This is a genomic window from Geobacillus kaustophilus (assembly GCF_000948285.1).
Taxonomy (GTDB): domain Bacteria; phylum Bacillota; class Bacilli; order Bacillales; family Anoxybacillaceae; genus Geobacillus; species Geobacillus thermoleovorans_A.
The window spans coordinates 2048084-2064776 of the sequence record NZ_JYBP01000003.1 but is presented as its reverse complement, the minus strand read 5'-3'; the positions used below and the strand labels follow the sequence as shown (position 1 = coordinate 2064776).

9 protein-coding genes and 2 pseudogenes are annotated in these 16693 nt (G+C 47.5%); 8 read left to right on the top strand and 3 right to left on the bottom strand.

What is annotated here, in order from left to right:
* Nucleotides 1-24 precede the first annotated feature (24 nt).
* The 3 genes from ptsG to ptsP all read left to right on the top strand — a co-directional run bounded on the left by ptsG (nucleotide 25) and on the right by ptsP (nucleotide 4133).
* On the top strand, nucleotides 25-2043 hold the full coding sequence (ptsG, locus tag LG52_RS10630) for a glucose-specific PTS transporter subunit IIBC (protein WP_044731895.1): 2019 nt from the start codon (nucleotides 25-27) through the stop codon (nucleotides 2041-2043).
* Between the two features lie 102 nt (nucleotides 2044-2145).
* The gene (locus LG52_RS10625) at nucleotides 2146-2412 is read left to right on the top strand and encodes a phosphocarrier protein HPr (protein WP_011230496.1); all 267 of its coding nucleotides are present in this window, start codon (nucleotides 2146-2148) and stop codon (nucleotides 2410-2412) included.
* Nucleotides 2412-4133 carry a phosphoenolpyruvate--protein phosphotransferase gene (gene ptsP / locus LG52_RS10620; protein ID WP_044731894.1) on the top strand — a complete coding sequence of 574 codons (1722 nt, stop codon included), beginning with the start codon at nucleotides 2412-2414 and terminating at the stop codon, nucleotides 4131-4133. Before LG52_RS10625 ends, ptsP begins: the two co-directional genes overlap by 1 nt.
* Nucleotides 4134-4180: 47 nt before the next feature.
* On the opposite strand, the gene yyaC is transcribed toward ptsP, so the two are convergent.
* Both yyaC and LG52_RS10610 read right to left on the bottom strand, forming a co-directional pair.
* A complete protein-coding gene (yyaC, locus tag LG52_RS10615; protein ID WP_044731893.1) occupies nucleotides 4181-4732 on the bottom strand; it encodes a spore protease YyaC in 552 nt (183 codons plus the stop codon).
* Nucleotides 4733-4812: 80 nt separating this feature from the next.
* Nucleotides 4813-5004: a hypothetical protein gene (locus tag LG52_RS10610; RefSeq protein ID WP_011230499.1), complete on the bottom strand. Its 192-nt coding sequence runs from the start codon at nucleotides 5002-5004 to the stop codon at nucleotides 4813-4815.
* A gap of 1128 nt (nucleotides 5005-6132) precedes the next feature.
* Between LG52_RS10610 and LG52_RS10605 the strand changes: the two genes are divergently transcribed.
* From LG52_RS10605 to tnpC, 5 genes and pseudogenes are all read left to right on the top strand, one after another.
* Entirely contained in the window at nucleotides 6133-12156 is a 6024-nt protein-coding gene (locus LG52_RS10605) for a DNRLRE domain-containing protein (protein ID WP_419761075.1), read from the top strand.
* Nucleotides 12137-12406: a hypothetical protein gene (locus tag LG52_RS20220; protein ID WP_044731892.1), complete on the top strand. Its 270-nt coding sequence runs from the start codon at nucleotides 12137-12139 to the stop codon at nucleotides 12404-12406. The genes LG52_RS10605 and LG52_RS20220 overlap by 20 nt, the downstream gene beginning before the upstream one ends.
* A 23-nt stretch (nucleotides 12407-12429) precedes the next feature.
* Nucleotides 12430-13083 carry a hypothetical protein gene (locus tag LG52_RS10595; RefSeq protein ID WP_014195316.1) on the top strand — a complete coding sequence of 218 codons (654 nt, stop codon included), beginning with the start codon at nucleotides 12430-12432 and terminating at the stop codon, nucleotides 13081-13083.
* Between the two features lie 342 nt (nucleotides 13084-13425).
* A pseudogene (locus LG52_RS19800) lies at nucleotides 13426-13812 on the top strand (DUF6444 domain-containing protein); the annotation flags it as partial.
* A gap of 244 nt (nucleotides 13813-14056) precedes the next feature.
* Nucleotides 14057-15145 (top strand): annotated as a pseudogene (tnpC, locus tag LG52_RS10590) (IS66 family transposase); the annotation flags it as partial.
* A 357-nt stretch (nucleotides 15146-15502) separates the two neighbouring features.
* Here tnpC and LG52_RS10585 read toward each other — a convergent pair.
* Nucleotides 15503-16693, bottom strand: a complete 1191-nt coding sequence (locus tag LG52_RS10585; RefSeq protein WP_044731891.1) for an ISL3 family transposase — start codon at nucleotides 16691-16693, stop codon at nucleotides 15503-15505.

Sequence of the window (16693 nt, the reverse complement as noted above, 5' to 3'; positions counted from 1 at the left end):
AGAAAACCAAAGGAGGTCATCCAAATGAAACGAGTGTTTGGTACGCTGCAAAAGGTCGGGAAAGCGCTCATGCTGCCGGTGGCGCTCTTGCCTGCGGCCGGGATTTTGCTGGCGCTTGGCAACGCCTTGAAAAACCCGGCGCTCACTGACAAAATTCCGGCGCTCAAAGCCGACTGGGTCGTGCTCATCTCCAACGTGATGGAGCAAGCAGGCGGCATCGTCTTCTCCAACTTGTCGCTTTTGTTTGCGGTTGGTGTGGCGATCGGCCTTGCCGGGGGGGACGGGGTCGCGGGCTTGGCGGCGATCATCGGCTACTTGATTATGAATGTGACGATGAGCGTCATCTTAGGCGTGACTTCCGATATGATCGGCGCCGACCCGTCGTACGCCAACATTCTCGGCATCCCGACGCTGCAAACCGGCGTCTTTGGCGGGATTATCGCCGGGATTTTGGCAGCGTACATGTACAACAAATACTTCAATATCGAACTGCCGCAATATCTCGGCTTTTTTGCTGGCAAGCGGTTCGTGCCGATCGTGACGGCAGCGTCCGCCGTCGTGCTTGGCATTATCATGACATTCGTTTGGCCGCCGATTCAGCACGGACTCAATGCGTTTTCGCACAATATGATCGATGCGAACAAAACGTTGGCCGCCTTCATTTTCGGCGTCATCGAACGGGCGCTCATTCCGTTTGGTTTGCATCATATTTTCTATGCACCGTTTTGGTTTGAATTTGGCGAGTACGTCAATAAAGCCGGGCAAGTGGTCCATGGCGATCAAAAAATCTTTTTCGAGCAACTGAAAGATGGGGTCAAATTGACGGCCGGCACGTTCATGACCGGGAAGTTCCCGTTTATGATGTTCGGCCTCCCGGCAGCGGCGCTCGCGATCTACCATGAAGCGCGGCCGGAAAACAAAAAAGTCGTTGCCGGCATCATGGGGTCGGCCGCGCTGACATCGTTTTTGACCGGGATTACCGAACCAATCGAATTTTCGTTCTTGTTTGTCGCTCCTGCGCTGTTTGTCATCCACTGCATTTTTGCCGGCTTGTCGTTTATGATCATGCACTTGTTGAACGTCAAAATCGGGATGACGTTCTCTGGCGGGGTCATTGACTTTTTGCTGTTTGGCGTTCTGCCAAACCGGACGGCGTGGTGGCTCGTCATTCCGGTCGGCTTGGCGTTTGCCGTCATTTATTACTTCGGATTCCGCTTTGCGATCCGCAAGTGGGACTTGGCGACGCCGGGCCGGGAAAAAACGGTTGAGGAAGCGCCGAAAGCCGAGACAGCCGCCGCTGGCGACCTGCCGTATGAAGTGCTCGCTGCCCTTGGCGGAAAGGAAAACATCGAACATTTGGATGCATGCATTACACGTTTGCGCGTTTCGGTTCATGATATCGGCCGGGTCGATAAAGACCGGTTGAAAGCGCTCGGCGCCGCCGGGGTGCTTGAAGTCGGCAACAACGTGCAAGCGATTTTCGGTCCGAAATCGGATATGTTAAAAGGGCAAATTCAAGATATCATGCAAGGAAAAGCGCCGGCCCGGGCGGAAGAGAAACCGAAGGCAGCGGCCCCGGAAGCCGTGCAGGCGGAAACGATCGCCTCACCAATGACCGGGGAAATTGTTCCGCTTTCTGAAGTGCCGGACCAAGTGTTTTCGCAAAAAATGATGGGCGACGGCTTCGCGGTGATGCCGACGGACGGCACGGTCGTCTCTCCTGTCGACGGGAAAATCATCAACGTCTTTCCGACGAAGCATGCCATCGGCATTCAGTCAGCCGGCGGGCATGAAATTTTAATCCACGTCGGCATCGACACGGTGAAGCTGAACGGCCAAGGGTTTGAAGCGCTTGTGAAGGAAGGCGACGAAGTGAAAAAAGGGCAGCTGATTTTGCGCGTCGACCTTGATTATGTCAAACAGAACGCGCCATCGATCGTCACGCCGGTGATTTTCACGAATCTCAAAGCCGGCGAAACGGTTCACGTCAACAAGCAAGGCCTGGTTGCTCGAGGAGAAGACGCTGTTGTGACGATCAGCTAAGCTGCTTATTCGCGGCGGGGCCAAGCGTTTTCCGTTGCCTCCCCGCCTCTGCATTTGATATGATGGCAAAGAAAAAATTGAAGAAAAGGGGAATGATGAATCATGGCAGAAAAAACGTTTAAAGTCGTTTCGGATTCCGGCATCCATGCTCGTCCGGCGACGATTTTGGTGCAAACGGCGAGCAAATTCAACAGCGAAATCCAGCTTGAGTACAACGGCAAAACGGTGAACTTGAAATCGATCATGGGTGTCATGTCGTTAGGCATTCCGAAAGGAGCGACGATTAAAATTACGGCAGAAGGGGCCGATGCGGCAGAAGCAATGGCGGCGTTAACCGATACGTTGGCAAAGGAAGGACTTGCGGAATAATGGAAAAAATGATTCAGGGCATCGCCGCTTCAAGCGGCATCGCCATCGCCAAAGCATATCGCTTGGAAACGCCTCATTTGGAGGCCGAAAAACGAACGGTCGCCGACGTCGAGGCGGAAATTGCGCGGCTTGAGGCGGCGGTCGCGAAAGCGAAAGAAGAGCTGGAAGCCATCAAGCAGCATGCCTTGGAAAAGCTTGGTGAAGACAAAGCCGCCATTTTTGCCGCCCACTTGCTTGTGCTTGACGACCCAGAATTGCTGACCCCGATTAAGGAAAAAATCAAAACGGAACAAGTAAACGCGGAATACGCGCTCCATGAAACGGCATCGTTTTTCATTTCGATGTTCGAGGGCATGGACAATGAGTATATGAAAGAGCGGGCCGCCGATATCCGCGATGTGACGAAGCGCGTCCTCGCCCATCTGCTTGGCGTGACGATCTCCAATCCAAGCCTTATTTCCGAAGAGGTCGTCATTATCGCTGAGGATTTGACGCCATCCGATACGGCGCAGCTGAACCGCCAGTATGTCAAAGGGTTTGCCACCGACATCGGCGGGCGGACGTCGCATTCGGCCATTATGGCCCGCTCGCTCGAAATTCCGGCTGTCGTCGGCACGAAGGCGATTACGGCGGAAGTGCAAAACGGCGACATCGTCATCGTCGATGGGCTTGACGGCCAAGTCGTCGTCAATCCGTCCCCTGAGCTGCTTGCGCGTTATGAAGAGAAGCGGGCCCGCTATGAAGCGCAAAAGGCGGAATGGGCGAAGCTTGTCGATCAACCGACGGTCACCGCTGATGGCGTGCACGTTGAGCTGGCGGCCAATATCGGCACGCCGGATGATGTGAAAGGAGCGCTTGCCAACGGGGCGGAAGGAATCGGGCTGTATCGGACGGAGTTTTTATACATGGGACGCTCGGAGCTGCCTACGGAAGACGAACAGTTTGCGGCCTACAAAACGGTGGTTGAAAAGATGGATGGCAAGCCGGTCGTCGTCCGGACGCTTGACATTGGCGGCGACAAAGAGCTTCCGTATTTGCAGCTGCCGAAAGAAATGAATCCGTTCTTAGGGTTCCGGGCGATCCGCCTTTGCCTTGAGATGCAAGACATGTTTCGGACGCAGCTGCGCGCCTTGTTGCGGGCGAGTGTGTACGGCAATTTGAAAATCATGTTCCCGATGATTGCGACGCTCGATGAATTCCGCCAAGCGAAAGCCATTTTGCTTGAAGAAAAAGAGGCGCTCCTCCGCCAAGGGGTTGCCGTTGCGGATGGAATTGAAGTCGGCATGATGGTGGAAATCCCGGCAGCTGCCGTCATGGCGGACCAGTTTGCGAAAGAAGTCGATTTCTTCAGCATCGGAACGAACGACCTGATCCAATATACGATGGCGGCCGATCGGATGAATGAGCGGGTTGCGTATTTGTACCAGCCGTACAACCCGGCGATTTTGCGGCTCATCAGCCACGTGATCGATGCCGCCCATCGCGAAGGAAAATGGGTCGGGATGTGCGGGGAAATGGCCGGCGACCCGATCGCGATTCCGATTTTGCTTGCCCTTGGCCTTGATGAGTTCAGCATGAGCGCCACCTCGATTTTGCCGGCGCGCGCTCAGTTGAAACAATTGTCGAAAGAAGAGGCGGCTCGCATCAAAGAGACGGTGTTGTCGCTCGGCACGGCTGAGGAAGTCGTGTCGTTTGTCAAACGAACATTTTCACTTGCCTGAATGAAAGCGTGGCGACGTGTGGTTCGCCGCGCTTTTTTCGTTTTGCGTTATGCCAACAGCGGCGTCGACGATTCATAGCCATACCGCTGCCGGACCGTAAGCGAAAGGCCGATAGCGATAACTTTCGCCATTTGGTAAACTATGTGCAAATTCGTATACGGAAGCGCGCTTACATCGGCCGTGTCCTCCATCATGACTCCCATGACGCTGATGTCTCCGACCGGTGGCAGCGATTTGCCGAGCGCCGTGCCAGGGGAAAGGGCGCCAGGGCGGATGGCGATCGTATGGACAAACGACTGCGGCCCGACAATGCTGTCGATTGCCACCACATACGCTCCGCGCTCGTGTTGCAGCCGCTCGGAAACACGATGAATGTTCGTTGCATCGACAGGCTTCCTAAGTGTACCGATGACGGTCAAATGATCCGGATAAGCGTTTTCCAGCAGCGTGCCGACGAACGGCCCTAAGCTGTCGCCGTTGATGCGGTTGCTGCCGATGCAAACGACGGTCAAACGGGAAATGTGCGCTGGCAGCAGGGAAAACAATTCATTGCGAATAAGCAAAGGAGCAAGCGGATCACTATACAAAATCGATTTCATCGGCCGCGATTCCTTTCCGTCGGTCGTTCTCCTTTTCTTAGTTCGCGGCCGATGCTGGTGATTCCTTTTTTTCGTTTCTGTCAATTGTGTCCTTGTTTTTGCTTGAACGGATTGCGCCATTCCATTAACACGGCATGGTTGAGCGATTCTTCGTCTTCTAAACTTTCTTGCTGCACGCGGATGAGATCAGTGAAGTCGTCTGTCGTATAGTTGCGGATGACCGCTTCGCGCGGGGTGTTGCCGTCAAAGACGTATAAATGTTTATCGTACATGCTGATCCCCCTTTCGTTCGTTTTACCCTCATCATAACCGAAACCTAGAAAAAGCGCCAAGAAAGGTCCATGGACAAGTTTGCCCTCGACCCGGGGATGAAAATCACCGCTTGCCGACGGGATTTTCACGGAAAGCGGGTAGCTTGGTGTTCAAATAAAACGATCATTTACAGCCTTTCGCTAAGTGATCAAGATCACCATCGCAAGCAACCACTGGCAATCTTCGTTTAGGACTCTTTCTCCATTTCACATACAAATTGGTTTACTCGCAAAAGCTTCCGAAGAAAATGAAAAACCATGTCGAACTTTGTCTGTCGAAAACGATGGATGGCAGGGAGGGGGAAAGATACAATTTTTAATAAAAGCGACAGAAATGGGGAAGGAGAGCATATGAGAAACATTCGTTTGCGACGATGGTTGGTTTGGATGATCGTATGGGCTTTAGTGATGTCAAGCGTCCCGACAAAGGGGCTTGCCGAAACGATCCGATCAGGGGTTGACCGTGTGGCGCCAAAAGAGGGGCCGCCAAAGGTGCCGGAAGCTCTGAAACGTGATCTCAAGCCAGGGGAAATCATAGAGGAAAGAACTGAGAATACAAAGGTTTACTACAACGGCGATGGCACGTTTACCAAGAAGATTTACTTTGAGCCTATTCATGTGAAGAAAAAGGGACAAAAACTATTTGAGGAAGTATCTTCTAGCCTAACGGATAGCACCAATAATACGAATTACGTTGAAACAGAGAATACCATTTTGGAGACAAACTTTTATAAAAAGATGGTCGATGGAGAATACGCCACGTTCCATTACAATGGATATTCGATTTCCTATTCTATTTTAGAGGCGGCAGGCAATAACGCACAACCGATAAAAGCGAAGGATGTTGCCGCCGTCTATAAGAAAAAAGACAACAAAATTGTTCACAAAAACATTTTTCCGAGCATAGACCTGCAAAATATTGCATTTAACGAGTCAACAAAAGAAGATTTGGTTCTTCATTCGTTTGCTGGCTATCATATTTTCAAATTCCGTCTGAAAACGAATTTACATGCAGACATTCAAGACGATGGCTCCATTTTATTTACAAATAAAGAAAATGAAAGGGTTTTTGAGCTGCCGAAGCCGTTTATGGTGGATTCGAATGTCGATGAACGCTCTGGCGAGGTGCAGCGCTCAGAGAATGTAACGTATGAATTACAACAGGATGATCAAGGATATATTTTAACGGTCAAAGCCGACCCGGAGTGGCTGAAGGATCCTAAACGTGTATACCCTGTTTATATTGATCCGAGTACTTCCATTAATGTGTCTACCGATGCATTTGTAATGAGCGCCTATCCGACAACCAACTATAGTTCCTCATCAAGTAAGTGGGATTCGGCGCAGGGACAATACGTTTTAAAGGTGGGGTATTATGATGGAACAACAGGCACTTGCTATGGCTTTTTGAATCAAGATCTATCGAGCATCAAAAATATGAATGTGACGAGTGCCACGTTCCATGTCTATGTCACCCATTCGTATTATGCAACAACACCAACAGGTCTATGGCTAGATGTTGTCAACGGTCCATGGTCCGCGAGCACGTTAACGTGGAATAATCAACCTTCCTCCACCAACATTGGCAAGGTTGATGTCGCAAGAGACCAATGGGCGCAATTTGATGTAACGAATACGGTAAAAGAATGGGCATCCGGGACAAAGACAAATTACGGATGGAAACTTCATACGAATGGTAATGGACAAACGTATTGGAAAAAGGTTGTCTCCACCACGAATAGCAGTTATAAACCATATTTGTCCGTTACGTATACGATACCAGTTCCAAATACGCCGACAGGAACGGCCTTCAGTAATGGGGATGGCACAGGATATGTCAATTTATCATGGGATCCGGTTCCTGGTGCTACGGGTTATAAAGTTTGGATTTATAACGGGAAATCGTATGAAGCGTTTGATGTAGGAAATGTCACTTCTTGGAGTACAAAAGGGAAAAAAATCTGGCCGACCCCTTCTGAAATTAGTGCTGGAAGATACGACTTGCACCAAGATCAGTTAGGGACGGAGCTTGCTGTCGATCCTTCCCCGGTCTATCGAAATTCAGGCGGAAGCTATCCGAATAGCAAGAACTACTGGTTCCGAGTCAGCGCCATTTTCCCTCAAGGCGAAAGCGCCATGTCAGGTGCCTACATGCCAACCATTCCGAATTTGGCGAAACCATCCGCTCCGACAGGGGTAAGTTACACGAACGGAAACGGAACAGGATATATCGATTTCAAATGGAATCCTGTGAGTGGAGCGACGGGGTATAAAATTTGGATTTTTAACGGTTCCTACTATGAATCGTTAGATGTCGGGAACGTCACTTCTTGGACAACGAAAAACAAAAAGTATTGGCCAACCTCCACGGAAATTCATGCAGGTAGATATAAGTTGCATTTAAACGATGGTCTTGGCACAGAATTAGCTGTTGACCCGTCCCCGGTCTATGCCAATGCAGGAACAAAATACGCAACGGCTACCAACTACTGGATTCGAGTAAGTGCCTATAACTCTCAAGGGGAAACCGTCTTTTCGGATGCGTATATGCCTCGTATTCCAGATTTGCCAGTGCCATCAGCGCCTTCTGGATTTGCTTACAGTAATCAATCGGGGAGCAACTCTGGCTATGTCATGTTAAACTGGGATAAGATTCCTGGAGCGACAGGGTATAAAGTGTGGATTTTCAATGGACTTTACTATGAAGCATTTGATGTAGGAGACGTGGACCATTGGACGACACAAAACAAAGGAATTTGGCCAACTCCGGAGGAAATCCAACAGGGGGATTCCAGCACCTTAACGTTGCATCATGATGGAAAAGGATTGGAACTTCCGAAAGATCCTTCCCCAATGTATGCGAAAATGGGGACAAAATACGCCACAAGCACCAATTACTACTTCCGACTCAGTGCATACAATGCGGATGGGGAAACAGTATTTTCCAGCAATGCATTGACGGTGAAAATTCCGGAGGCGAATGAGTATTTAGGAAAAGAAGAGTACTGGTCCATCATTGATGTTCCGTATGGCAGCGTGAATGCCGCTACCGGTAATCTGATTATAGACGAAGACGATGTTTCGATTTCCGGAAGAGGACCGGAGCTTGGAATTACGAGAACTTACAATAGTTTATCCACATCGGTTGGATTGTTTGGAAAAGGATGGCATAGCGATGCGGAAATGAACATCGTTGCCCAAGGAAATGAAGCAAGATTTACGGATGAAGATGGCACGCTCCATATATTCACGAAATTATCCGACGGCACGTATAAAGCCCCGACAGGTGTTTACTTGGAGTTAAGCGAAACAACCGATGAATATATACTGACGACAAAAGATCAAACGAAAATCCACTTTCAAAAAAGTGACGGCAAGTTAACGAAAATCGTGGATGGACATGGGAATGCCACTACCTACAGTTATTCTAACGGAAAGCTAGTGTCGATTACCGATGCGTCGGGCAGAAAACTGAGTATGGAGTACAACGCAAGCGGCAGAATCCAGAAAATTACCGCCCCAATGAATCGGACAATCACGTATGAGTATAACAACGACTTGTTAACAAAAGTAACCCAGACGGGCGGGGAAGTAACGAGATACCAATATAATGAACTTGGTCGGTTAGAGAAAGTATTGGAACCGACACATACGGAAGCAAAACCGGTCGTTAATCAGTTCATTTATCATGGCGACAGGCTAAGCCAAGCGATTGATCCTGAAAACCGCATCTATACGATGAACTATGACCAAACAAAACGACAACTCGTCGTAACGCAACCGAATGGCCGTAAAATTCAGTATACCTTTAATGAAGCAGCGAATCCTATTCAAATCATTGAGGACGTAGATGGCTTAAACATTACGACAAGCTATGTTTATGAGGGAAATAATCTAGTAGAATCACGGGATCCGAATGATCAAAATGCAGCGAATCCTACTGAATCATATACGTATGACGCCAAGGGGAATGTGTTAACGGCGAAAGATAGTTATGGTACGGAAACATACGAGTATAACAAAAATAATGATGTCATCTCCATGACAGATACGGAAGGCGATACAACCACGATTGCCTATGATGGCTTAAATCCTGTATCTGAAACCGATCAATCGGGAAAAACGTCTTCGGTATCGAAGTATGATTCCTATGGGAACATTATTGAGGAAAGTGATACATTAGGCAGTGCCACGAATTTACTCTCTAATAGTGGCTTTGAACAAGGAATCACCGCTTGGAATCTGCTCAGTCATTATGATTCTGGGCAATTACTGGAAGACACGAATGTCTATAATGGATTGACAGGGAGAAAAACGTTAAAAATCGTCGCTGACTCTACTTCGCCAGGCACGGAACTTGGTTATGTAGCGGCTACCCAAGAAATCACAGTGAAACCGAATACCACGTATACGTTAAGCGGGAAGATCAAAACGAATTTAACGAAAGCCAATGCCTTTTTCAATGTTCAATTCATGAATAGTCAAAATCAAACGATTTCTTGGGCGGATCATCGTTATAGCCAACTTACAGGCACAAGACCTTGGACAGAGCGGCAAGTCACGTTTACCACTCCTTCGAATGCAGCCAAAATTCGCGTCTATTTAGAGGTCGATCATAAGTCTCCAGATGCTTCCGGAGAAGCGTGGTTTGATAATGTTCAATTAGAGGAAGCGCAGGTTTCTTCCAGCTACAACCCAGTTGTAAATAGCAGCTTTGAAGGAACCGTCACGAACTGGAGCGGAACAGGCGGAAGCGTAGATAATGCAGAATCGTTTGATGGGGCTTACTCTCTCAAAGTATCGAGAACAAGTACCACGCAGTCGGCTAGTGAATATAAACAGACGGTGATCGTAGGGCAAACTTCAAGTGATACACCGATTCGCCTGACACTCACCGGTCTTTCCAAAGCGCAGGATGTCAAAGCCAACGGAACCGTGAGCGCAAGCGATTATTCCATTACGGCTAAAGTATACTTTGTGGATGGAACGACCCAAACGTATACCGCCGATTTCCCTACTGGCAATCAAGATTGGAACCGTGCCGCCGTTTCGATTCAACCTTCCAAGCCAATGGATAAAATCGACATATCCGCTGTCTTCCGTGGCAATTACACGGGAACGGTATGGTTTGACGCGATCCGTTTAATGGAAGGAAACGTGGTGACGAAAAACAAGTATGATGCAAGCGGAAATTATGTCACGGAAGAAGTGGATGAAGAAGGCTATGTGGCGAAAAAGAATTATGATGCCGTAGGAAATCTGTTAAGCGAATACGATAAGAAAGGAAATAAGAAAGAGTACAAGTATGACGCATCAAATCGTTTAAAACAGCTCCTATTGGCGAATGGAACGTCCGTCAACTATGATTATGACTTGAACGGCAACATGACTTCCAAAGTCATTCAAACTAGTGGCGGTCAGTCACAAGGATTTAGTTATTCTTATGATAAGACTGGAAAACTCATTAAAACGGTTGGTCCGCTCCATGATGTGACAACAAATGAATATGACGCGAACGGCAATAAAATTAAAACCGTCTTGCCGAAAGGAAACACGATTCAATGGACGTATGACGGGGCCGAAAGAGTCAAAACTGTTTCCTACAACAACGTCCCGTATTACGAATTTAGTTACGACAAAAACGGAAACGAACTTTCTGTACAATATTTAAAAGACGGTACGACCAAAACAAGAACATTTGATAAAGCGAATCGGCTGGTGGAACTGTCGGACCGTGGCGGGCTGCAAAAATGGCTGTACCCAACCACATCGGATAAATTGCAGCAGTTCATGTTCTCTCATGGGTCCTTTAGCCAAACGATCCATTACCAATATAATGCATTGGATCAAAATACGGTCGTCCAAGATGGAACGTATACGTGCCGCTTTGACTATGACGAGAGAGGAAACGTTCGCACCTTCACGACAGGAAATGGGGCCGGTTCGACCTTTACGTATGATGACCGCGGCTTAGTGGAAAGCGTTTCGATCGGTACGGCGGACGGAAAAGAAATTTTATCGGAAACGTACCGTTACGATGAAAACGGCAACCGGACGAAAGTGGAATCCCCAACGGGGGAAACGACCGTCTACCGTTACGATGCCCTAGACCAATTAGTGGAAGAGCAGCTTCCAGATGGCACGAAAATCGAGTATGCCTATGACGGATTCGGAAACCGGAAGCAAATCGTGAAAACCAAGGATGGGCAGTCGACGACGACCACGGCTGATTATAATGCGGCGAATCAGTTGGTTCGTTTCGGTGACGAAACAATCACGTACGATGCGAACGGCAACCGATTGGAAGACGGTCAGTATCAATATGAATGGAACGCAGCCGACCAGCTCGTCTCGATTACAAGAAAAGGTGAAAGCACTCCTTTTGTGACGTACAAATATGATGAAGACGGCCGGCGCATCCAAAAGAATGTCAATGGCGTCGTGACGAACTACCATTACCAAGGCGACAGCCTGAACGTTCTGTATGAAACCGATGCAAGCGGAAATGTGGTAAAATCGTATATATACGGAGAAAACGGGCAGCTCCTTGCGATGAAAAAAGGCAATGCGACATATTTTTACCACTATAACGCCCATGGCGATGTCATCGCCCTAACGGATGCGCAAGGAAACATCGTGGCCCGTTACCAATACGATGCGTGGGGGAACATTCTTTCCCAATCCGGCGCATTGGCGGACGAAAACCCATACCGATATGCGGGATATCAATATGACAACGAAACGGGTCTCTATTACTTAATTGCCCGATACTATCATCCAACGCATGGCGTGTTCCTATCTTTAGACCCAGACCCAGGGGATGCAGACGATATCCTCACGCAGAATGGGTATGCGTATGCGAACAACAATCCAGTGATGTTGGTGGGTCCAGATGGGCATTGGGTCTGGCTGGCCATCAATGCAGGGGTTGCGGCTTATAGTGCGTATAAGGCATACCAGTCAGGAAAAGGATGGAAAGGTGTCGCAGCTGCGGCGGCTATCAATTTTGTTGGTTTTGGTGGCAAGTTCAAAGCTGCTAGTAAAATTATTAAAGCTGTGCATGGTAATAGTCGATTCTCAAAGAGGATTCATCATGGGTATGAAATTTTATGAAATAGTTAACGGTAAAAAACGTATAGTTAAAGTAGGTATTAGTGGTGCTAAGCTAAACAAAAACGGTACATCACCTAGGGCTAACCGTCAGGTCAATAAGTGGAATAAAAAAGCGGGGTATCAAAGATACTATGCTCGGATTGTTAAGAGAAATATTTATGGAAGAGAGAAAGCTCTAAAGTGGGAGAGAGGAAGAGCTTATGCAGTGAGAAAAGCTGGGGGTAATATGTATCTTCATGTCAGACCGTGATAACATAAAGAAAGGGGTAAGCTATGTTACTGAAAACATTTCTATTATTAGGAGAAGAAGGGATATCCGACGTTAAAAAAAGTTTTTCTTTTCAAACTAGATGTATTACCAAATTGTATGAACGGGTCTTTGATAAAAAATATAAAACCGCTGATTGTAGGCAGTTAAATTTCCATTGTGGTAATTACTCCGAGATGAAACTATTAGGATGTTTTGATGGTTTTTGTCAAGTCTTAGTGCCATATAATATTCAAGAATTTCTAGAGTATCCAGATAACAAAAAAAAAATAGAGATCCTAGAACTGTTGAAAAATAGCCTCGATTTTGTTATTAGAGAAAAAAATTGGGATCCTAATCCTTTTCAAGAAGCTTATGAGAGAGTAAAGGAGTTAAACTATATTAATGAGTTTATTTGGAACAAGCCTAAATTAAGTCCAAATAAAAAATACAAAGCTGAGGTACATTGTAATCACGATCTGTATGATTTTACAATAAAGATGGTGATTAAAGATAGAAAAGATAAAGTATTACTTGAAAAAAAAATAGTGTCAACTGAACCCGATGAACTTATTTACGATAGGTTTTTAGGTCATTTAATGTGGATAAGTGATGATGAAATAGCGCTTTACGAGAAAAATTCAAAGCGTTATACCTCTGTAAAATTAAGAGAGGCATAATGTAACTGTTCAGCCATTACATAGAAAAAGTTTACGAGATCGGGTTTATTTCTGTTCCCCTTGTCTATACTATATAGATGCAACGAAGAAGTTTAACATATCCTTGACGGAAAAGCGGTTTGCCCATTTTCGACTGACGGAGGCAAGCCACAGGCTTGCCTCCGTCACGCCAAGGCGTGACGGAAGACCGAACAACCGCCTGCTTCACAGGCCCATATATGGGTCTGGAAGCGGCGTTGTTCGGTCGCCCGACAGTCGATCAAATACTCGGGAAAAACTACAAATGGTAAAGCTTCAAATTGCATCTATATAGTACCATCCAAGACAAGGGAGGTGAAAAGGATGGCAACCGTTGTTTTTGATTTCCAACAAGCCGTTTTTACACTCGAAAGCATGGTCGCAAAAATTCAGCGCCAAGCACAAACGATTGAAAAACTCGTTCGAGAAAACGAGCAACTACGTCAAGAAAACCAACGGCTTCGACAAGAAACCCAACAATGGAAAGCACGTATTGCAGAATTAGAAGCCTGTACGAAAAAAAACAGTACCAATAGCCATTTGCCGCCGTCTTCTGACCGGTTTGTGGCGAAATCTCCTTCTCGCCAACCGTCGCAGAAACAGCCGGGAGGGCAGCCGGGGCACCGAGGAACGACGCTCCGCCAAGTACCAAACCCTGACCACCGAGTCCTTCACCGCGTGACCCAATGCAAAGGATGTGGTCACTCTCTATATAGATGCAATTTGAAGCTTTAACATATGTCGCTTTTGCTGAGCATTTGATCGACTGTCGGGCGAACGAACAACGCCGCTTTCAGACCCATGTATGGGTCTGTGAAGCGGATGGTTGTTCGGTCTTCCGTCACGCCAAGGCGTGACGAAGGCAAGCCACAGGCTTGCCTTCAACAGTCGAAAAATGGACAAGCCACCTTTCCGTCAAGGATATGTTAACCTTTTTCGTTGCATCTATATAGAACATGTTGCTCCGCTTCAAGTAGACATTCGCCAAGTGTTCGACCTTCCCGTGGTTCGCATGGAAGTGACTCAACACGAACGGGAAGTAAAGGGGTGTCCGGAATGTCATCTCGTCCAGCAGGCGGAGTTCCCTTTTTATGTCACAAATCATGTCCAGTACGGTCCAGCCATCACTTCCCTTGTTTTATACTGGAATCATGCGCAGTTGATCCCGTACGAGCGTGTCACGGAGATGGTCAAAGCGCTAGTGGATCATTCGATAAGTGCAGGCACAGTCGTGAACATGACGAGACGGTGGCTGCCTGTGGTAGAAGCAGCGATCAAAGAGATCGACGCGGCGCTGCTCGCTTCCAAGACGTTGCACGTCGATGAAACGAGCCTGCGTGTGAACGGAAAGAACCAATGGGTGCACGTGGCTTCCACTGCCAAGGTCACCCGATACGGACTTCATCGCTCTCGTGGAAAGAAAGCGACGGACGACATCGGGATCTTGCCACGGTACAAAGGAACGATGGTACACGATGCGTATTCGGTGTACCCGATGTACACAGAGGCGAGCCATGCGCTTTGCCACGCCCATCATCTCCGGGAGCTTCGGGCATATACAGAACTTTACGGCCATTCATGGTCGAAAGAGATGACCGAAGCGCTGTTAGAGATGAAACAGGCGGTGGAGAACGCGGGCGGAGCTCTACCGGAAGAGGAAGTCCGGTATTGGGAAGCCGTGTACGACGAGCTTCTAGCGAATGGTCGCCGAGAACTCGAGGAGCGTTGCCGACAAGGCAAGCATGAAGGCGCCCGCAACGCGCAGAATTTCATCCAGCGTCTAGAAAAGCGCAAGCAAGAAGCGCTTCTCTTCCTGCGAAAGAAAGAAGTACCGTTTGACAACAACCAAGCCGAGCGCGATTTGCGGATGGTGAAAGTCAAACAAAAAATTTCCGGAACGTTTCGTCAGGAAGACGATGCCGAGGCTTTCTGTGTCATGCGCAGCGTCATTTCTACCCTGCAAAAACACGGAAAGCCGGTTTGGGAATCGTTGCAAAGACTTCTAAGTGGGGAGTCTCTCCAAACGATTCTCCATTCCTCCTAGGGCATTTTCGATACGGGAAATGCCCTATGGGTGCTGGATTCTGAAAATCTCACGAATATTGGGCTGAATGGATACGGCATAATGAATAGCTCTAAAATATTATCAAAGTTGAATCATTTTTCACCAGATTGACAGTTTAAAATTTTTCTTCAGAAGGACGCAAATTCGGGGTCTTCACCATTTTCTGTGATTTCTACTCAATCCTAGAGACATGTTAGCTGGATGAAATAGGTTCATCAGTCAGGATCCTTCTTCCGCATACAGACCACGAAGTTGGTAGAATGGAAACAGTCAAGTGCTTTCCTTGACGGGTTCCATTCTACCAACTATCATACCGATAGCGGAAGAAGGGAGCGCTTAAGCAGCCTGACTGCCTGTAGTGTTCCCTGTACACTCCAGAAATACACGCAAACGAAACCGTTCTAGATTTCGATAGCCATATGCCCGGCGTTTGATGTTTTTGATCTTGTGATTCGTTCCCTCGATTCGGGCGTTTGTATATGGGCACAAAAAGTAGGAAAGAATCGGCTCCTTCCACCTTTCAAGCGTGTTGGCTGCTTCCTGAAAAGAAGAAAAAGGGCTCTGTTTGGCTAACTGAATCCATTCTTCCAAGCGTTCCTTTGCTTCGTTATATCCATCGGTTCGGTAAAAATCCCGAAACAGCTCTTTCAGATAATAGGCAATGGAAAGTACCGGATACTCCTCCAAGATATCGTCTAATCGAAGCCGTTGATCCTTACGAAGCTTTTCACAGCCTTTTAAGAGAAGATATCGAGCCTTTTTCAATGGAGAAAATTCCTTTCTTGCTTGATCCAAGGCTTGTGTCACTTTTTGAACCACATGGTACTTATCGATGACAATCGAAGCAGATGGAAACAGGGCGCGAACCGCCTTATGATAAGATTCCCACATGTCAAGAATCACCGTTTGGACCATTTCTTTCGACAGGATATTTTGGCTCAACAAGTTGATGGCGGAGTCACATTGGCGATCGGTATGCATTCCCATGACCGATCCGGCTCTGGCATCCATCAATACAGTTTCATACTGATGTCCCTTTTTTACAGCGATTTCATCTAAACTAAGCACCATTCCTTCTTGAGAAGATGCTTCTATCGCTGTTTGACGCTCTTTTGCTTTTTTCGATGCGATGGAGTAATAAATGCGTTCCAATGTTGTATATGGGATGCGGTGCTTTCGGCTAACCTCTTGAATGGTGGAGCCTTCGCAAAGTTCATACAAGTACTCACAAAATCGATTGGTGTAGTGTTGATTGGGTGGAATCGATTCCAAAGAGGCGGAAAACACTTGAGAACAATTCCAGCACCGATAGCGCTTTACCTTTATGAACAAGTACACCGGTTGATGGAAAATCGCCAAATCCCGTACTTTTCTTGTCCGTCTGTCGTGGACAGAGGAAGTGGCAAACCCACAATGAGGGCAACGTTCCTGTGTCTCTGTTTTCTCTACATGAATCGCATAACCATAGGAAAGAAGTTCTTGTTTAATCACTTTAAATTCTGGCAATCCTAGTGGTATAGAAAGCAC

Excerpts from the sequence above, each read along its gene's own strand:
- ptsP (WP_044731894.1), top strand. The coding sequence starts at position 2,412 with ATGGAAAAAATGATTCAGGGCATCGCCGCTTCAAGCGGCATCGCCATC.
- yyaC (WP_044731893.1), bottom strand. The coding sequence starts at position 4,732 with ATGAAATCGATTTTGTATAGTGATCCGCTTGCTCCTTTGCTTATTCGC.
- LG52_RS10610 (WP_011230499.1), bottom strand. The coding sequence starts at position 5,004 with ATGTACGATAAACATTTATACGTCTTTGACGGCAACACCCCGCGCGAA.
- ptsG (WP_044731895.1), top strand. The coding sequence starts at position 25 with ATGAAACGAGTGTTTGGTACGCTGCAAAAGGTCGGGAAAGCGCTCATG.
- LG52_RS10625 (WP_011230496.1), top strand. The coding sequence starts at position 2,146 with ATGGCAGAAAAAACGTTTAAAGTCGTTTCGGATTCCGGCATCCATGCT.
- LG52_RS10605 (WP_419761075.1), top strand. The coding sequence starts at position 6,133 with ATGGTGGATTCGAATGTCGATGAACGCTCTGGCGAGGTGCAGCGCTCA.
- LG52_RS20220 (WP_044731892.1), top strand. The coding sequence starts at position 12,137 with ATGGGTATGAAATTTTATGAAATAGTTAACGGTAAAAAACGTATAGTT.
- LG52_RS10595 (WP_014195316.1), top strand. The coding sequence starts at position 12,430 with ATGTTACTGAAAACATTTCTATTATTAGGAGAAGAAGGGATATCCGAC.